Here is a 15,678-nt window from a genome sequence, read left to right as displayed (position 1 = left end):
CATGCCTCAGCGGCTAGGTTGGGCGCTGCACGTCAGCCTAAGGCATCGAAAGGTCACCGACGCCCCAGCCCCCTGTCTACGAACCGGGCGGCGGCTGCCTTCATGGCAGCGAATTCATGCAACTGGGATGTCATCCCGCCGGTTCAGCGGTGATGACCCTGTTCGACAATGAAATCGCTATCGTCACTGGCGGTGAGTCTGGAATTGGTGCCGCCTGTGCCAAGGCGCTTGGCGACGGTGGTGCCCGTGTCGTGATCACCTATTTCAAAGATGCGGGAGCGGCGCAGGCGGTCTGCGCGTCGATCGGCGGCGACGATCGCGCGATCGCGGTCCAAGCCGATGTCGGTGACGAAGCCGCGGTCGAACGATTGTTCGCGGCAGCGGAAAAGGCGTTCGGCACGGTCAGCCTGCTGGTCAATTCGGCCGGATTGAACATGAGCGGCGTGATGCTGGTCGACATGGAACTCGGGCAGTTCGACCGGGTCATCCGTTCCGATCTTTATGGCCCGTTCCTGACCTGCCGTCGGCTGGTCCGCGCGCTCGAAGCGAAGAATGCCAGGGGCCGGATCGTCAACATATCGTCGATTCACGAACACGCGCCGCGCCCGGGCGGAGTGGATTACGATTCTGCAAAGGGCGGCCTGTCGCAGTTGACCGCGACCTTGGCGCTGGAACTGGCCCCAAAGGGTATCGCGGTGAACGGAGTCGCGCCGGGAATGATCCTGACGCCGATGAACCAGTCCGCGCTCGATCATCCGGACGAGCTCGCGGCGAAGGAAGCGGCGATCCCATGGAAGCGCGCCGGGCGGCCCGACGAGGTCGCGGCGCTGGTCGCGTTTCTACTGTCGCCAGCGGCCGACTATATCACCGGTACCACCGTGACGATCGACGGCGCGCTATCGCTCACCGTGGCGCAGGGCGCATGACAATCACGTACGCAGTCGAGCAGGTCGACACCGTCACGATTTCCGCCGCGTCGGTAATCGAGGGCATGGACCTTATGAGTCCGTTCGTCTGGCAGGAAGGCGACCTGTACCGGATCATGGTGCGCGGCGTACCGCATCCGCTCGAGCCCCGTGATCCGACCGGGATCATCGCGCGCGGGGAAAGCCGCGACGGGCTGACCTTCCTCATGGATCCGGGTCTTGCGATCACGCCTGGCCCTGGTGCGGAAGACCTGGGCGGCTGCGAGGATCCAACCGTTCTCATGGCTGGCCACGAGTATCTCGTTTATTATACCGGCGTCGATAAAGCGCGCACCCAAGGGTGCATGATCCTGGCCGCAGGTCCCGACCTTACCGCGCTGGTCAAGGAAGACCTGGTGCTGAAGGCACCGCCGGGCGAAGGCAATATCAAGGAAGCGACGCTCGCGCGGACCGCGGCCGGCGACTGGCGCCTATTCTACGAATATGCCGCGCAGGGCGCGTCGCGGATCGGCATGGCGGGCGGCCCGACGCCAAAGGGCCCGTGGACCGTACTTCCCGATCCGTTCGACATCCGCGCGGACAGCTGGGACAATTGGCATCTGTCGACCGGGCCTATCTGGCAGGAGGCGGGGCAGGATCCGGTGATGTTCTACAACGGCGCGACGCACGACGCGCGCTGGCGGATCGGCTGGATCAGCTTCAGTCCCGATTTCGCGCGAGTGACAGGGCGTGGGCTCGAACCGCTGCTCGTGCCGCCGCCTGCCGTGACCCGCGAGGCAACCGACATCGCGTTTGCAGCGTCGGCCGTGGCAGCTGGCAACCTGATAGCGCTGTATTATTCGCTGGAGGACCGGATGCTACGGCGAGCGTTGATTGGACGGTATGGCGGTTAGCGAAACCAATCGCCGCGCCGGCGGAACGGCAAGAAGGCTAACTTGGCAAGCAGCTAGACGGATTGAGCGAGGTCGAGATCATGCGGGTCGCCTGCAACCGGCTCGTCAACGGAACGAGGCAGATGAAAGATCGTCCGGCCGAATTTATCCATCACTGCGGCGATTACTGCTACATTTCCGAAAATTCCGCGCGTCCGCCCTTCCGATCCGCGATAACGGGTCACAACTTCAATCGTCCGACGCCCCGCCACGAAGACCCGGCGCAAGGTCATTCCCGGCCGGGTATCGCCCGGCCCGCGCGATGTTCGACTGCGTCCGCAAGCTTCGCACGATCCGCAACGGGCAGGCCTGCGAAGGCGACGGCGCGGCGCTCGACCGCTGAGCGTACTGCCATGTCCGCGGTTCGCGCCCGATCCAGCGCGGCGAGCGCCGCGACCTGATCCACCGGATCTCGCCGCAGGAGCGCGGCGGCCTCCGCCTTGGCCTTGCGAGAGACTGCGATCGTCGGCCGCATCGCACGCCGCGCCTGCCGCAGCGCGCGCCGGAACGGCCGGCGGTCGGCCGCTGACAATTCGGCCCCCGCGATGCGGAGCGAACCGGCGTTGAGCATGCGCGTATCGGTGCGCAGCGACGCGTAGCCGGCGACCAGCGCGCGCGCGAGAAACAGATTGAGAATGATCGAAACGAGCAGCCCGATGCGCAGTTTCGCCGTCATCTATCGATCCGATCCCGCGATGTCGCCGAACGACGTGCTGCCGTTTATCGCGCCCGGATCGGCGGCGGCACCCACCCGGTGGCCGAGATCGATCGGCACGTTCATCGCCACCGCTGCCGTACCGGCCGCCGCCCCTGCCAGCGTCGCCGCGATCCCGACTCCCGACCACCACCAGCGCAGCCGCAACGCGGCACGGCGGGTCGCGATAGCCCCGCTGGTGGCGATCCGCGCGGCGAGTTCGCAACTGATCCCCCCGCGCGGCGATTTCCGGACCGAACCGCGTGAGTGCGACTTGTGAGGGACGGCATGGATCACAGGGTTCGAGGTGCAGATCGACCGGATGGCCGATCTGCGTCACGCGGCCGATCGAACGCATGATCTGCTCTACCTCGATCAACGTCTCCTCCATAGTCTCCGACCTTCTGAGCGAAGCGATGCGACTCTCCAAGGTGTCGACCAACCGGTGCACCGTCAGGCGAGAAAGGCCGTCGGACTTCGCATCTCGGGCCCCGCCGTGGTGGGCCGCCTCACGCAACGCCATCGCCTCGGCTGTCCGATTGGAGGCACGCGCCACGGCCCTGACTTCATCCTTGCGATCCTGATCGAGACGTTCGGCCGTATCGCCCGAGGCCAGCCCGTCGAGCGCCTTGCCCAACTGGCGGAGCGGGCCGAACAGATCGGACGCGAGATAGGCTGCGATCAACAGCGACAACGACAGCGCAGCAAGGATCGCGACCTCAGCCATCACATTGGCAGACCGTCGCAATTTCCTGGTTTCGTCGCGGATCACCTGTCCACGTACCTGATCGGCTTGGGCGATGCGTTCGGTCAAAGCCCGGAATGCGGCATAATCCCCCGTATCCAGCCGATCGTCGACCCGCCGCACGACGTCTGCCCGGCGCCCCTGCCCGGCGAGAACGAACACATCGCGCGCCGCGCCGATCAGGCTCTCATGCGCGGTCTTCACGGTTTCCAGATCACGTTTCTCGCGCGCAGTGGTCGCGAGACGATCCCATTTCGCGAACACGGCGCGGGTCGGCGCAATCGCCCGCTCGAAATCCTGTCGCGCGTCGGCATTGCCGTCGTGTGTGTCGGGTCGATGAAGGCGATGTCGATCCCGAGTTGACGTGATCATGCGGTTAGCAGGCGTCTGATCGGGTGACGGTGCGGCGTTTATTTGCAGAGCTGGAGAGCGATCGCATCAAGCTGACGATCGTAGCTCGCTCGCTCCGCCGCACTCAGGAAGCCCTGTTTGGCGGCAAGTCGGTCGCTCGCCTTGCGGATCGCATCGACGCGGTTCCACAAGCGTTGCGACGTTTGTTTGGTAATCGGGCGCGCCTTGCTGGCGGTGCCGATGTCAGCCTGCAGCATGTTCGCCCGCATCGAGATATGGTCCTGCATCGCAGTCTTGCCCGAGCCGCTCTTCAGATGACGCTGTTGCACTACCTCACAGCTCGGATAGTCACGCTGCCACGATCGGGCTTCCGAGGCGGTTGCGGTGAGGGCAAAGACCAGGGGGATCAGATATTTCATGGGGTCGCTCCTGTCGTACCAGGCAGCGTATAGGTCCGGTTCGGCTTAACGCTCGATGAGCGCGACGGCAGGGCCAAGCATCAAACCCGCGATGCCGCACATAACGATTGGCCGCCCTCGCGCCCTCTCGTCCACGCCCGGCGGTCGCTGGTCAAGACGCGCAAAGCTCCATCACCAGGCCATGGCGATCGATATCGTCGCCAACGGCACGACAGACGCGGTCGTGCCGCCGGGAGCGTCGAGCCTTCGAAGCTGAGGATCTCGAACGAGAGCAAGGATTTCGCCCTGCAACGATGCCTTTGCGCCCGCGATCTTCAACGGCTGGGCAACGCTCATCCCGGCGCTGCCGTAAACCCTGTCTCCGCTATCCGCTGCATAGAAGCTGCGCCAACCGGCGCCGACCGAAACCGGCACCGTGAGCGTCGGGCCGTCCTCCGCGCGCGTAAGCGGGAACGCGGGGGCTATACCGACGATCGTGTAGAAGCCCCCCTGCCCCTTCGTCCGCGTCGTCGCGGCAAAGCGTGGCGCGAGAAACCCAACTACGTCCTTGCCGGTGTAGAGGAACGTCAGGCTGGCTTCATGGGTCGTGCCCGCCACCCCGTTGGGACTGGCCTTGATGGCATACGCCCCCGCTGCCGACAGCCCATCGACAGGCCGCCATGCGAGACCGACGATCGTGTTGCTCTCGTACCAGCTGCGCGGTCGGGATCTTTCGTCGGATCGCGGCGCATGGAAGCCGTTCGAACTTTGCCCTGTCAGGAACAGGACCCCCTCCCCATCCGCGCGGCGCTTCAGCACGGCGGCGCCGCCGATCGCGACATGGACAGGAACTCTGCCGAGGCCGGCGTCATCGTCATCATACGCTCCGCGCGCGTAATCGCCGTTACGGACATCGAACGAGACGATCGGATGAACGGCGCCGTCGCCCACGTCGACTTCGGATAACGTCGCATCCTCGGTGTCGATGAACGGCACGGTCTGCGCCGACGCGGGTGGCGCGGCGACGCAGACGAGCGTCGCTGCGAGAGCCATCAGGGCTGTCGTGTTCACGAGGTGCGTCGCACCATCCACACGGTATCCCCGGCATCGTCGACGACAAAGATCGCACCATCGTCGCGCGTCTGCACGCTCACCGGTCGACCATAGACTTCATTCGTCTTCTCGTCCGCGACGAACCCGGTCAGGAACGGCTGCGGCGCGGCCGTCGGCCTCCCATTTGCAAATGGTACCGCGAGCACGTCATACCCGATGAACGCGGACCGGTTCCACGAGCCATGCCGCGCGACATACGCAATCTGTTGCGCGGCCGGCGTTCCCTTTGCGAACGCCACGCCCAACGCCGCGGCATGGGGACCAACGGCAACATCGGGCATCAACGTCGTCGCCAACAACTCGCGCTTGTCGTTCGCATGACGTGGATCCTGCCTCCCGTAATAGCTGTAGGGCCATCCGTAGAACCCGCCGTCACGCACGCCGACGAGATAGTCCGGCGCGATATCGTCGCCGAGCTGGTCGCGTTCATTGACGGCGGCCCACAACACATTCGATCCCGGCGCCCAAGCCATGCCGACCGGGTTACGAAGCCCCGAGGCATAGAGCCGCTCCCGTCCGGTACGAAGATCGACTGCGAGAATTGCCGCTCTTCGGGTCTCCTCGTCCATGCCGTGTTCGCCGACATTGGATGCCGATCCGACCGACACATACAGCGTCCGCGCATCTGCACTGAGCAACAGGTTTCGCGTCCAGTGATTGTTGTAGCCACCCGCAGGCAGCGACACTAGCGGCTGCGGCGTGGCGGTCACGCGCGTCTGGCCGGGCGTGAACGGGACGCTGACGACGCCGTCGGTATTGGCGACATACAGACGACCGTTGCCGTACTGCATCCCGAACGGCTGGTTGAGCCCCTCGATCAGAACGAAACGCTGTTCGGCGACACCGTCGCGGTTCGCGTCGCGTAACAGGGTGATACGGTTGGCGCTGAAGCCGGTGGTCTTCGACAGCGCCTGGCCACGCTGGACGTCCGGCTCGGCATCCAGCTTGGGCTTAGTACGCGCCTCTGCGACCAGCACGTCGCCATTGGGCAGCAACAGCGCCTGGCGAGGGTAGTCCAAGCCACCTGCGAATTTGACGACCTCAAACCCGTGCGGCGCCTTCGGTTTACGTCCTTCGGGCCAGCCGATCGTCTTGGGATGGTTGACCACGGATGCAGTCGCATAAGGCTCTGCCTGGGTCTTCAGCCCCACCACCGACGGCGGTTTCTGTGCGACGGCACCGCTTGCAAGGCTCAATACGCCGGCGGCAGCAAGGATCGTTTTCATAATGTCTCCCGGATCATGATCGAAAGAGTAACCCCCTGACAATCATGGATATCCGTGAGTTGGACAGTATTGACGATTAATTCCTGACGTTTCAGGAATCCCGCTCTCGGCAACAGGCCAAGGCTGTCGAACTGGACGCAGAATCAAAATGACATAATTTTCACGTTCGTCGTGGCACGAAACAGCGCCCGCGCGTTGTCGCCGTTCCTCAGCGAACGGGATATCATGCCGAAAACATTGACTATTATCGGCATGGGCGCCTGTGGCGTCGCTGCGTTCGCCGAGGCGGTTACCCGGTTATGCTATGATCCAGGCGACGGGTGGAAGGTCCATCTGGTCGAGCGTGACGATGAACTTGCGCGCGGACTGGCGTTCGGCACGGTGCAGCCCGGCCATCTTCTGAACACGGAATCCCGTCTCATGGGGCTCTACGACCGCGAGCCCGGTCATTTCAGAACCTGGCTTGAGGCGCGGCGCGCGGCATCGGGCACGCCGCTCGATCCCGATGGCGTCGAATACCCGCAACGCCGCGAATACCGCGTCTACATGCAGGAAGTTCTCGACAATGCGCTCCGGCAGGCGCGCACCGCCGGCATTGATGTCCAGGTTCACCGCGAGGAAGCAGTCGCCATCGAGGGCGATCACGCCGCGGCGACGGTTCGGTTCGCAAACGGGTCGACGATCGCCACAAACGTCGTCCTTCTGACGATCGGCACGCCCGATCCGGATCGGTTCGGCAATCTGAACGGTACGCCCGGCTATTTCGACTCCCCCTACCCCGCCCACCGCATGACCCAGGAAATCGACTGGGATCAGTCCGTCGTCGTCCTCGGCAGCGGCCTCAGTGCCATCGACGCGGTCATGACACTGCTCGACGATGGGCACCGCGGCCACATCCATCTTGTATCGAAGGAGGGGATGTTGCCACGCGTCGAAATCCCCGCGCCCGAGACAGGCTATGACCGCCAGCACCTCACGCTGGAAAATGTCCATCGCCTAATCCGCGAGCGGGGCAGCGCATTCTCGGTGGCGGATCTGTTCCGCCTCTTTCGTCTGGAGGCCGAAACCGCCGCGGGACGTGCGATCGATTGGCAGGCGGAGGATCGCTACGACGGGGACGCCGAGGCTGCCTTGCTGCGCGATATCGCCGCCGCGGAGTCCGGAGACGAACCGTTCCAGCGCATCCTCACCGCCACGCGCCACGATTCGACGGCGATATGGAACCTGTTGCGCCCCGCCGACCAGAAACGGTTCGGGCGTTGGCTGGCACCGCATTTCGCCGCGGCGCGCTTCGTCACGCCGATGGTGAACGCGCGGCGCCTGGCGGATGCGATGACGCGGGGACTGCTCAGCGTACGTGGCCGGATCGATGAAACCGTTGCCAGCGAGACCGGTACGGGCTTCACGGTCCGGTTCGAGAATGGCGATACGCTCGACGTACCGATCGTCGTCAACGCCACCGGACAGGCCACGGCACTGGAGGAGATGAAGGAGACGCTGGTCAAGGATCTGCTCGCGAATGACTGGCTGCAACCACACCCGGTCGGTGGGGCCATCGCGCACCGGGCGACGTGTCGGATCATATCCGCCACGCGCGATGCACCACGGCTATACGCGCTCGGCCAATTGCTGAACGGCGAGTTGCGCGACACCAACGCGGTCTGGTTCAATGTCGAATGCGCCGGTCGTGCGGTCGACGACATCCTGCGCCAGCAATGAGCGCGATCGGTAACATCGCGGCGGCACTCCTGCCGCTTTACGGGGTGATCCTGCTCGCCTGGGCTGTCGGCTCCCGCGTTCCCTGGGCGGCAAAGCTGTGCTCGAAGGCACTCGTCTTCGGCCTCATCCCGTTGCTGGTCATCGACAAGGTGCTCGGCGCGGACGTGCAACAACTGATGGTGATACCACCGTTGATGTTCGTCGTTTCGGCACTGATGAGCATCCCGGCATACCGGTTGGCCAAGCGGCTCGGCGACGACTTCGACCCCAAACTGCTGTCGGCATCCTTCTCGTTCTTCAACGTTGCGTTCTTCGGGGTGCCCGTCAGCCAGGCCTTGTTCGGCGAGGTCGGCGTATCGACGGTGATCTGTGCGTATATCGGCAGCGCGCTGTACGGCAACACGATCGGGTATTTCCTCATCGCGCGTACCAAGGAAGGTACGCGCAAGGCCGCTACCAAGGCGTTGCGGGTGCCACTCGTCTATGTGGTCATCGGCTCGCTCCTGGCAAAGTGGGGCGGCGTCACGATGCCTGAAGCGGCAGCGCCTATCGTCTCGATCGCCGGCACGTTGGTGTCGGTCCTGGGCATGGCGGTGATCGGCCTCAACCTTGCCGAAACCGGCCGCGACGACTGGCGGCCAAGACTGATGACGCGCATCCTCGCAGTCAGGCAGGTCGCCGGCGTGATACTGCTCGGCGCAGCACTCGCACTCGAAGCGGCCTTCGTCGGTGTATTGAGCCCACGCGACCGCGTGATCGTCGGGCTCGTCGCCCTGTTCCCGATCGCCAGCAACGTGACCCTGTTCGCGACCCTTCTCGACACGAACCGCAAGGCGGCGGCGATCCTTGTCGCGCTGTCGAGCGCGGTATCCCTCGTCCTCGTGCTGCTGGTCGTGGGCGTCTTTCACTCGGCCATGCCGACGAGTTAATCACGCCTCCCCTGTGCTGTTCCCGCTTTCAGCGGATGGCAGCGACGCAAAACTCATGACGCACCCCGCTCGGCAGCAGGCACGACCGCGTTCTCGACGATGCCATGCAGCGCATCGATGTGCCCCGTGTCCCTTGCGCCGTTCGGATCCGACGTCATGACGACCGTCATCCGTAGATCGGGGATGACGTAGACCATCTGGCCACCATAGCCCCAGGCGAACCGCACCGGATGGCCCTTCATCTCGGTCAGGAACCAGCCGAAGCCATACGCCTTCCCACTCCACGGCGAGACGGCGCGCGGTGTCCAGCTCTGCTCGATCCACTTGGCCGGGAGGATGCACCGGCCATCGATGATGCCGCCTAGCCGATAGAGCTCGCCAAACCGGGCAAGTGCGCGCGGCGAGAGCCTCATCTCGTTGCCGCCAAAATAGATCCCTTGCGGGTCCGCCGGCCAGGACGGGATCGTAACTCCAAGCGGCTCGCCGAGCCATGCGCGCGCGTTGGCGAGCGTACTCCGTCCCGTCGCGCGTGTGAGCGCCGCCGAGAGCAGGTGGGTGGACCCAGTCGAGTAGAGCATTGCCGTACCGGGATGAGCGACGAAGGGGCGAGCCAGCGCGAACCGTATCCAATTGGGGCTGGATACCCACCGACCGTAGTTCTCGCCAGAGGTGCGCTCGAGTCCGGCCTGCATCGACAGGAGGTTGCCGATGGTCACCCTGGCTAGCCGTGGGTCGGGATCGGCGGGCGCGTCACGCCTGAGCAGCGGCAGGATCGGCTGGTCGACGCCCTCAAAGACACCGCGTTGGATGGCGATGCCGATCAGTGCCGACATGACCGACTTCGATGCCGACTTGATGTTGACCGGTCGATCCAGCGGGGGACCGCCGTTGAACACCTGCGCTGTCAGCGTCTGTCCGTCTCGAAGGACGAGGAGCGAACGAAGCCGCGGCAGCGCTGAGGCTCGTGCCTGCATGTCGCGCATGGATGCGGCATCGAGTCCCCGCGTGTCCGATCCGGCGACCACGCCTGGGATAGTCGCACCTGCTGACGGGGTCGGTCCCTCGCAGCCGGTAAGGAGGATGAGCAGAGAAACGATAAACCGCATCGTCACCATGTCGCTCCTCAGGATTGCCTTACAACCCCGCAAGCTTCGACGGTCCGCCAGCGCGCGCCCTGCGGCCTTGCGGCCCGACGATTTGGCGCTACCAATGTTGCAACGATAATCAGGGGGGATCAAAATGACCGACAGCCTCGATCGCCGAGCTCTCTTGGTCGGCGGCCTCGCCGCCTCGGCTGCCAGCGCAGTTCCCTTGAAAGAAGCCTTCGCCCAGACCCGCCGCCGCGGATCGGCCAACGACAAGGTCCAGGTGGGGCTGATCGGTTGCAAAGGCATGGGATGGGCGGACCTCACCGCGATGTGCAAGGGTGCCGATGTCACGCCGGTCGCACTGTGCGACGTCGATGCCAAGGTCCTCGCCAAGCGCGGCGCAGAGCTGAAGAAATCATCGGGTCGCGCGCCGCGCCTCTACGGCGACTACCGCCGGATGCTCGACGACAAATCGGTCGATGCGGTCATCATCGCCACCCCCGATCACTGGCACGCGCTCCAACTCGTCGATGCGATGTCCGCGGGGAAGGATGTCTATTGTGAAAAGCCGCTCGGCAATTCCATCGCTGAATGCCGCGCGATGGTCGCCGCCAAACAACGCTACAACCGCGTCGTTCAGGTCGGCCAATGGCAGCGCAGCAACCAGCATTGGGCAGATGCGATCGCCCATGTCCATTCGGGTGGCATCGGCCGGGTGCGGAAGGTCAAGGCCTGGGCCTATATGGGATGGATGACGCGCGTTGCGCCGAAGCCCGACCAGGCGCCGCCGCCGGGGGTCGATTACGACCGCTGGCTGGGCCCGGCGCAGCAGCGCGCCTTCAACCCTAACCGCTTCCACTTCAGCTGGCGCTGGTACTGGGACTATGCAGGTGGCCTGATGACCGACTGGGGCGTCCACCTGATGGACATCGCGCTGCTGGGGATGAGGGCGCAGGTACCCAATTCGGTCAGTTCGCTAGGCGGAGCGTACGGCTATCCGGACTCGGCTATGGAGACCCCCGACACCCAGACCGCCCTTTTCGACTTTGGCGACTATTCGGTGGAATGGGAGCATGCGGTCGGCATCAGCCGCGGTCCGTTCGGCGGCCACGATCATGGCGTGGCCTTCGTGGGCGAGCTGGGCACCTTGGTTGTAGACCGCAGCAAATGGTGGGTCTCGCCCGAGATGCGTGACGGCAGGGCCCTGACCCGTGAAATTCCGGTGACCCAGGCCAAGGACGACGGGCTCGATCGGCACACCGCGGACTTTATCGCCTGCGTAAAGGATCGTGCTCGTACCCCCGCCTGCCCGATCGAGTCAGCGGCCAACACCGCCATCGTCTGTCAAATGGGCAACGTTGCCTGGCGCACTGGCCGGAAGGTCGAATGGGATGCTGCGGCTGGACAGTTCAAGGGCGATGCCGAGGCCAACGCACTCATTACGCCTCGCTACCGCGAGCCCTACCGCTTACCGGTGTAAGCTGCATTCGCGGCGGAAACAGCCCGTTCCTACCGCGCCTTTCCGATCCGGTTGTGGACATTCGCGAGCGTCCTAGACGCTTCCTAACTTCAGCCGTTCTTTCATCCACAGCCGCCAGGATGCGGCAACGAGGACACGACACGGTCGAATTCACGCGGCCGACCAAAGCGAAGCCAGCGCGCTTCCCCTTGCCGACCGAGGCAGATACGACTGCCGCACCAAGCGGGAAATGGGGACACGATGAGATTTAAATATGTCGCGGCGACGGTGCTTCTCGCACTTGCTCCAGCAACGGCGTGGGCCCAGCCGAGCTCGGCTGATGCGCAGCTCAAGGCGATCTACGACGCCGAATGGGAATGGCGACAGAAGGAGTTCGCGCAGATTACGGACGGCTTGCGCAGCAAGTCCGATGATCATTTCCCCGCCGTCGCCCCCGCTGACTGGGCGCGTCGGCGCACCTACTGGAGCACAGTTCTCGACCGCATCGCGCGTATTCCCGCAGCGCAACTTTCGCCCGAAGAACGATTGAATGCCGCTGTCCTCGAGGAATCGCTCCGCGGGAAAGTCGCGAACATCGACTTCCGCACCTACGAGGCGCCGCTCAACAGCGATTCCTACTTCTGGGGCGAAGTGAAGCCCTATGCCCCGCTCGAGACCGCCGACGACTATCGCCGCTACATCGGCCGGCTCAAGGACGTGCCGCGCTGGTTCGACCAGAACATCGCCAACATGCGCGCCGGACTGAAGCGCGGCTTCACGCCGCCACGCGTGTCGCTCGCCGGGCGCGATGCGACCATTGCCGCCTTCACCAAGCCGGGCGCCGACAACCCGCTCGCCGAACCGTTCAAGACGATGCCCGCTTCGATCCCGGCAAGCCAGCAGGCGTCGCTGCGCGCCGAGGGACTGGCTGCGATCGATACCGCCGCGGCCCCTGCCTATGCGAAGCTCCTCGTCTTCTACCGCGGCACCTACCTGCCCAAAACGCGCACGACGGTCAGCGCCGCCGCACTGCCCGACGGCGAGACGTTCTACAAAAGCCAGATCCGCGAATACACGACCCTCGATCTCACACCGGAAGCGATCCATCAGATCGGCCTCAAGGAAGTTTCGCGCATCGACGCCGACATGAAGGCGACGATCGCCACCACCGGCTTCAAGGGCAGCTTCGCCGACTTCCTCGCGTTCCTGCGCAGCGACCCGCAATTCTACGCCCGAACCCCCGACGAGCTGCTCGGCTTCTCGGCCTATGTGGCGAAGCGGATGGACGGTCGGCTGAAGGATGTCTTCACCACTCTTCCCCGTTACCGCTTCACCATCCAGCCGGTGCCCGACGCGATCGCGCCGGTCTACACCTCGGGTCGCGGTGGGCTCGGCGCATGCCTCATGAATACCTACGACCTGAAGTCACGCCCGCTCTACAACATCGTTGCGCTGACGCTGCACGAATGCGTCCCCGGTCACAGCCATCAAGCCGCAATGGCGTTGGAAGCCCCCAGCCGCCCCGCCTTCCGCCGCCAGACATACTTCTCGGGTTATGGCGAAGGTTGGGGGCTCTATTCGGAATGGCTCGGCACCAAGCTCGGCATGTACCGCACGCCGTATGAGGAATTCGGTCGTGAGACCTTCGAGATGTGGCGCGCCCCGCGCCTCGTCATCGACACCGGCATCCATTCGATGGGATGGAGCCGGCAGCAGGCGATCGACTACCTCGCCGGACATACGGCACTCGCGAAGCTCGACGTCGAGATCGAAGTCGACCGATACATCAGCTGGCCGGGCCAGGCGCTGGCCTACAAGCTCGGGGAGATGAAGATGCGCGCGCTGCGTGCAAAAGCGGAGGCGGAATTGGGCGACCGCTTCGACCAGCGCCGCTTTCACGACGCCCTGCTCAACATGGGCTCGGTCCCCCTGCCAGCGATGGAAGCCGAGATGATGAAGTGGATCGCGGCAGAGAAATCACGCTGATACGGTGGGCTTAGCCCCGGTGCTCGCAGCGCGAGGTCGAGCGCCATCGCGTTTCGCCCGCGCAGGCGTGCCGCTACAAGATCGGCCGTGTGGGCAAGCGCTACCGCGCCTCGAACTCGCGAGTCCGATCCCAATCTTCGCCGGCCCCGCCTTCGCGACTCCCCCCTTGCTGCCAAAGGACATAGACACGCTCGCGAAGATGCTGATCGAGCGCGCGATGCCAATATTCGTCCGCCCGCCCCTCCGGCTGACCGTCTTCGTCCCAAAGCGCATAGGCCCGGTCGCTCACGGCCTGTTCGAGGCCGAGTTTCGTTTCGGAACTCAAGCTGATCTTGTCATCGAGGGGCTCCATACGCCCGCCCCGGCTCTGATGCATTTGCGCGATCAAGCCTTCGAGTTCCGCATCGGCGACCAGCTGCCCGTGCGCGGCGGTCTGCAAGGCTTTGGCTTGATAATCCGCATCGCCGACCGCCTCGCCCGTCTCGTCCAGCGTGACGGGGTACGTATGAATGACGCGCCATTGCGGTCCAGCACGTCTACCAACCTCTCTGCCATTACACTGCTCCGATCGAAGATTTCAGGGTCAGAGATGCCGTTGCAGCCTACCCCGCGATAGACTTCGTTGAAAGCGCATCCAGCAGGTCGGCGGTCGACTCATGTGCAAGTGTCGGCGCGGTCGCCTGCTTACGATCATCGGATGGGACGAACGCGACTTGGCGTTTGAATGCCGGCATCTATAAGCGGACAGCGAATAGCCGCGCTTATCGCTGTCCGCTCGTCCCCGCTGCCAGTCTCCGTCCAGCGCGCCCGGCCGATACAGGAGTTTCAATGACGAGCACCCCGAAGGACTAAAACCCCTGCTCTGGGAAACCAAGAATCTGGTTCGGGCCATCGAGGCAGCCGGCGTCACGCTCTGGTCGTGGAACGTCGACACCGATGCCTTCGCGATGGACGACAAGGCCTATGATCTTTGGGGTATCCCCCGCGGCATCAACGTCCAGTTCGAGGATCTCTTCGCACATATTCACCCGGCCGATCGGGACAGGGTTCGCGCCGCCTTCAATGCAACACGCGCGCTGATCGGGCCGTACAAAATCGATTTTCGGATCATGATCGATGATGAGGTGAAGTGGATTTCCGCGCGCGGACGGGAACGCTCGACGTTTCCTGCTCCGCGTACAACGAAGCCGTGACCGTCGTATGGACGGAACGTGGCGGTTCCAAGGTCCGCAAGCCGACCGGCCCAGGAGGCTATGGCAGCATGCTCGTCGAACGCAGCGTGACGGGACATTTACGCGGCTCGATAGACTATGACTGGGCCGAAGAGGGCGTCGTGGTCACGCTCAAGGTAAAACCGGAACGCCTAGGGGCCTGAGGGGATGATATCTGCTCGCTGGAGCGCTCGCCTCCCGACCATATGAATAGACATACTGATCGATGATGATCGCTGGCGTTCACATCGATATCAGGCATCTCCAACAACACAATCGCGGACATTCATGGCTTCTTTCGTTCGACTCGATGGAGAACGTCCGTTCACCTCGACACCCAGTACGGGCAGACTCGAAGTCCGCCCGGACAAAGTTTCGCAACCTCGCCTACATGCCTGCTGCCGTCAGGCGGACAATGACCTCGTTGACGTCCACCCCTTCGGGCTGCTCCACTGCGTAGCGGATCGCTCGCGCGATCGCGTACGGGGTCAGGGACTTCTGCCGCCACGTGCTCAGCGCCGAGGCGATATCAGAGTCAGTGATGTCGTTGCCCAATTCGGTCGCCACGACCCCCGGCGAGATGATCGTCGTGCGGATGTCGTCATGCTCCTGGCGCAACCCCTCCGTGATCGCCCAAACCGCGTATTTGGTTGCGCAGTAGACGGCGGCGCTCGGCACGTTTGGTGGTGTAGCCCACTTCGAGGTCTTTCAGAGTCACGGAGATGTCTTCGGCCGAGGCAGGCATCTCGCCCCGAAGAATACCCCCAGTTGTAAATCGACGTCCTGGCACTCAAAAACATTCGCTGGCACGCTCGCGACGCCTCCGAGACGGCATAACCCACCGAAAAGACACAAAAAAACCGCCTCAGGATGCCCTGGGCGGTTGTGTTACGTTTGGAGA

At 64.0% G+C, this 15,678-nt stretch carries 17 protein-coding genes and 1 pseudogene; 9 read left to right on the top strand and 9 right to left on the bottom strand.

Annotated features, from left to right (window positions below; genetic code table 11):
- The first annotated feature begins 152 nt into the window (after positions 1-152).
- Together H8S47_RS07540 and H8S47_RS07535 are read left to right on the top strand one after the other, a co-directional pair.
- Entirely contained in the window at positions 153-926 is a 774-nt protein-coding gene (locus H8S47_RS07540; protein WP_187503286.1) for an SDR family NAD(P)-dependent oxidoreductase, read from the top strand.
- Complete coding sequence (locus tag H8S47_RS07535; RefSeq protein ID WP_187503285.1) at positions 923-1,819, top strand: glycoside hydrolase family protein; 897 nt, start codon at positions 923-925, stop codon at positions 1,817-1,819. The genes H8S47_RS07540 and H8S47_RS07535 overlap by 4 nt, the downstream gene beginning before the upstream one ends.
- 53 nt (positions 1,820-1,872) lie before the next feature.
- On the opposite strand, the gene H8S47_RS07530 is transcribed toward H8S47_RS07535, so the two are convergent.
- Genes H8S47_RS07530 through H8S47_RS07520 form a run of 3 tightly spaced genes read right to left on the bottom strand, consistent with a single transcriptional unit; the run spans position 1,873 to position 2,849 of the window.
- A complete protein-coding gene (locus tag H8S47_RS07530; RefSeq protein ID WP_187503284.1) occupies positions 1,873-2,091 on the bottom strand; it encodes a hypothetical protein in 219 nt (72 codons plus the stop codon).
- Positions 2,088-2,534: a periplasmic heavy metal sensor gene (locus H8S47_RS07525; RefSeq protein ID WP_187503283.1), complete on the bottom strand. Its 447-nt coding sequence runs from the start codon at positions 2,532-2,534 to the stop codon at positions 2,088-2,090. Before H8S47_RS07525 ends, H8S47_RS07530 begins: the two co-directional genes overlap by 4 nt.
- Positions 2,535-2,849, bottom strand: coding sequence for a hypothetical protein (locus tag H8S47_RS07520; RefSeq protein WP_187503337.1), 315 nt, complete (start codon positions 2,847-2,849; stop codon positions 2,535-2,537). It lies immediately after the preceding gene.
- A 10-nt stretch (positions 2,850-2,859) separates the two neighbouring features.
- Here H8S47_RS07520 and H8S47_RS07515 point away from each other — a divergent pair, with 10 nt between their 5' ends.
- On the top strand, positions 2,860-3,660 hold the full coding sequence (locus tag H8S47_RS07515) for a hypothetical protein (RefSeq protein WP_187503282.1): 801 nt from the start codon (positions 2,860-2,862) through the stop codon (positions 3,658-3,660).
- 47 nt (positions 3,661-3,707) lie between these two features.
- Here the strand turns inward: H8S47_RS07515 and H8S47_RS07510 are convergent, their stop codons facing one another.
- From H8S47_RS07510 to H8S47_RS07500, 3 genes are all read right to left on the bottom strand, one after another.
- A complete protein-coding gene (locus H8S47_RS07510) occupies positions 3,708-4,067 on the bottom strand; it encodes a hypothetical protein (protein WP_187503281.1) in 360 nt (119 codons plus the stop codon).
- Positions 4,068-4,238: 171 nt separating this feature from the next.
- Complete coding sequence (locus H8S47_RS07505; protein WP_187503280.1) at positions 4,239-5,099, bottom strand: hypothetical protein; 861 nt, start codon at positions 5,097-5,099, stop codon at positions 4,239-4,241.
- Between the two features lie 14 nt (positions 5,100-5,113).
- Complete coding sequence (locus H8S47_RS07500; RefSeq protein WP_187503279.1) at positions 5,114-6,385, bottom strand: PQQ-dependent sugar dehydrogenase; 1,272 nt, start codon at positions 6,383-6,385, stop codon at positions 5,114-5,116.
- A gap of 171 nt (positions 6,386-6,556) precedes the next feature.
- Between H8S47_RS07500 and H8S47_RS07495 the strand changes: the two genes are divergently transcribed.
- Positions 6,557-8,104 carry an FAD/NAD(P)-binding protein gene (locus H8S47_RS07495; protein ID WP_187503278.1) on the top strand — a complete coding sequence of 516 codons (1,548 nt, stop codon included), beginning with the start codon at positions 6,557-6,559 and terminating at the stop codon, positions 8,102-8,104.
- Complete coding sequence (locus H8S47_RS07490) at positions 8,101-9,033, top strand: AEC family transporter (RefSeq protein ID WP_187503277.1); 933 nt, start codon at positions 8,101-8,103, stop codon at positions 9,031-9,033. Before H8S47_RS07495 ends, H8S47_RS07490 begins: the two co-directional genes overlap by 4 nt.
- A gap of 53 nt (positions 9,034-9,086) precedes the next feature.
- Here H8S47_RS07490 and H8S47_RS07485 read toward each other — a convergent pair whose 3' ends face one another.
- Positions 9,087-10,139: a serine hydrolase domain-containing protein gene (locus H8S47_RS07485; protein ID WP_187503332.1), complete on the bottom strand. Its 1,053-nt coding sequence runs from the start codon at positions 10,137-10,139 to the stop codon at positions 9,087-9,089.
- A gap of 133 nt (positions 10,140-10,272) precedes the next feature.
- Here H8S47_RS07485 and H8S47_RS07480 point away from each other — a divergent pair, with 133 nt between their 5' ends.
- Complete coding sequence (locus H8S47_RS07480) at positions 10,273-11,601, top strand: Gfo/Idh/MocA family protein (RefSeq protein WP_187503276.1); 1,329 nt, start codon at positions 10,273-10,275, stop codon at positions 11,599-11,601.
- A 240-nt stretch (positions 11,602-11,841) separates the two neighbouring features.
- On the top strand, positions 11,842-13,566 hold the full coding sequence (locus tag H8S47_RS07475; RefSeq protein ID WP_187503275.1) for a DUF885 domain-containing protein: 1,725 nt from the start codon (positions 11,842-11,844) through the stop codon (positions 13,564-13,566).
- 100 nt (positions 13,567-13,666) lie between these two features.
- Here H8S47_RS07475 and H8S47_RS07470 read toward each other — a convergent pair whose 3' ends face one another.
- Positions 13,667-14,005 carry a DUF2934 domain-containing protein gene (locus H8S47_RS07470; RefSeq protein ID WP_214654995.1) on the bottom strand — a complete coding sequence of 113 codons (339 nt, stop codon included), beginning with the start codon at positions 14,003-14,005 and terminating at the stop codon, positions 13,667-13,669.
- Positions 14,006-14,513: 508 nt separating this feature from the next.
- Between H8S47_RS07470 and H8S47_RS18835 the strand changes: the two genes are divergently transcribed.
- Together H8S47_RS18835 and H8S47_RS18830 are read left to right on the top strand one after the other, a co-directional pair.
- Complete coding sequence (locus H8S47_RS18835) at positions 14,514-14,759, top strand: PAS domain-containing protein (protein WP_235982681.1); 246 nt, start codon at positions 14,514-14,516, stop codon at positions 14,757-14,759.
- The gene (locus tag H8S47_RS18830) at positions 14,756-14,941 is read left to right on the top strand and encodes a hypothetical protein (protein WP_235982680.1); all 186 of its coding nucleotides are present in this window, start codon (positions 14,756-14,758) and stop codon (positions 14,939-14,941) included. Before H8S47_RS18835 ends, H8S47_RS18830 begins: the two co-directional genes overlap by 4 nt.
- Positions 14,942-15,164: 223 nt before the next feature.
- On the opposite strand, the pseudogene H8S47_RS18825 reads toward H8S47_RS18830, so the two are convergent.
- Positions 15,165-15,455 (bottom strand): annotated as a pseudogene (locus H8S47_RS18825) (SDR family oxidoreductase); the annotation flags it as partial.
- Positions 15,456-15,678 lie beyond the last annotated feature (223 nt).

Origin of the sequence: Sphingomonas albertensis (assembly GCF_014358075.1) — a bacterium.
Lineage (GTDB): Bacteria > Pseudomonadota > Alphaproteobacteria > Sphingomonadales > Sphingomonadaceae > Sphingomonas > Sphingomonas albertensis.
This window is presented reverse-complemented; position numbering and strand designations above follow the sequence as displayed.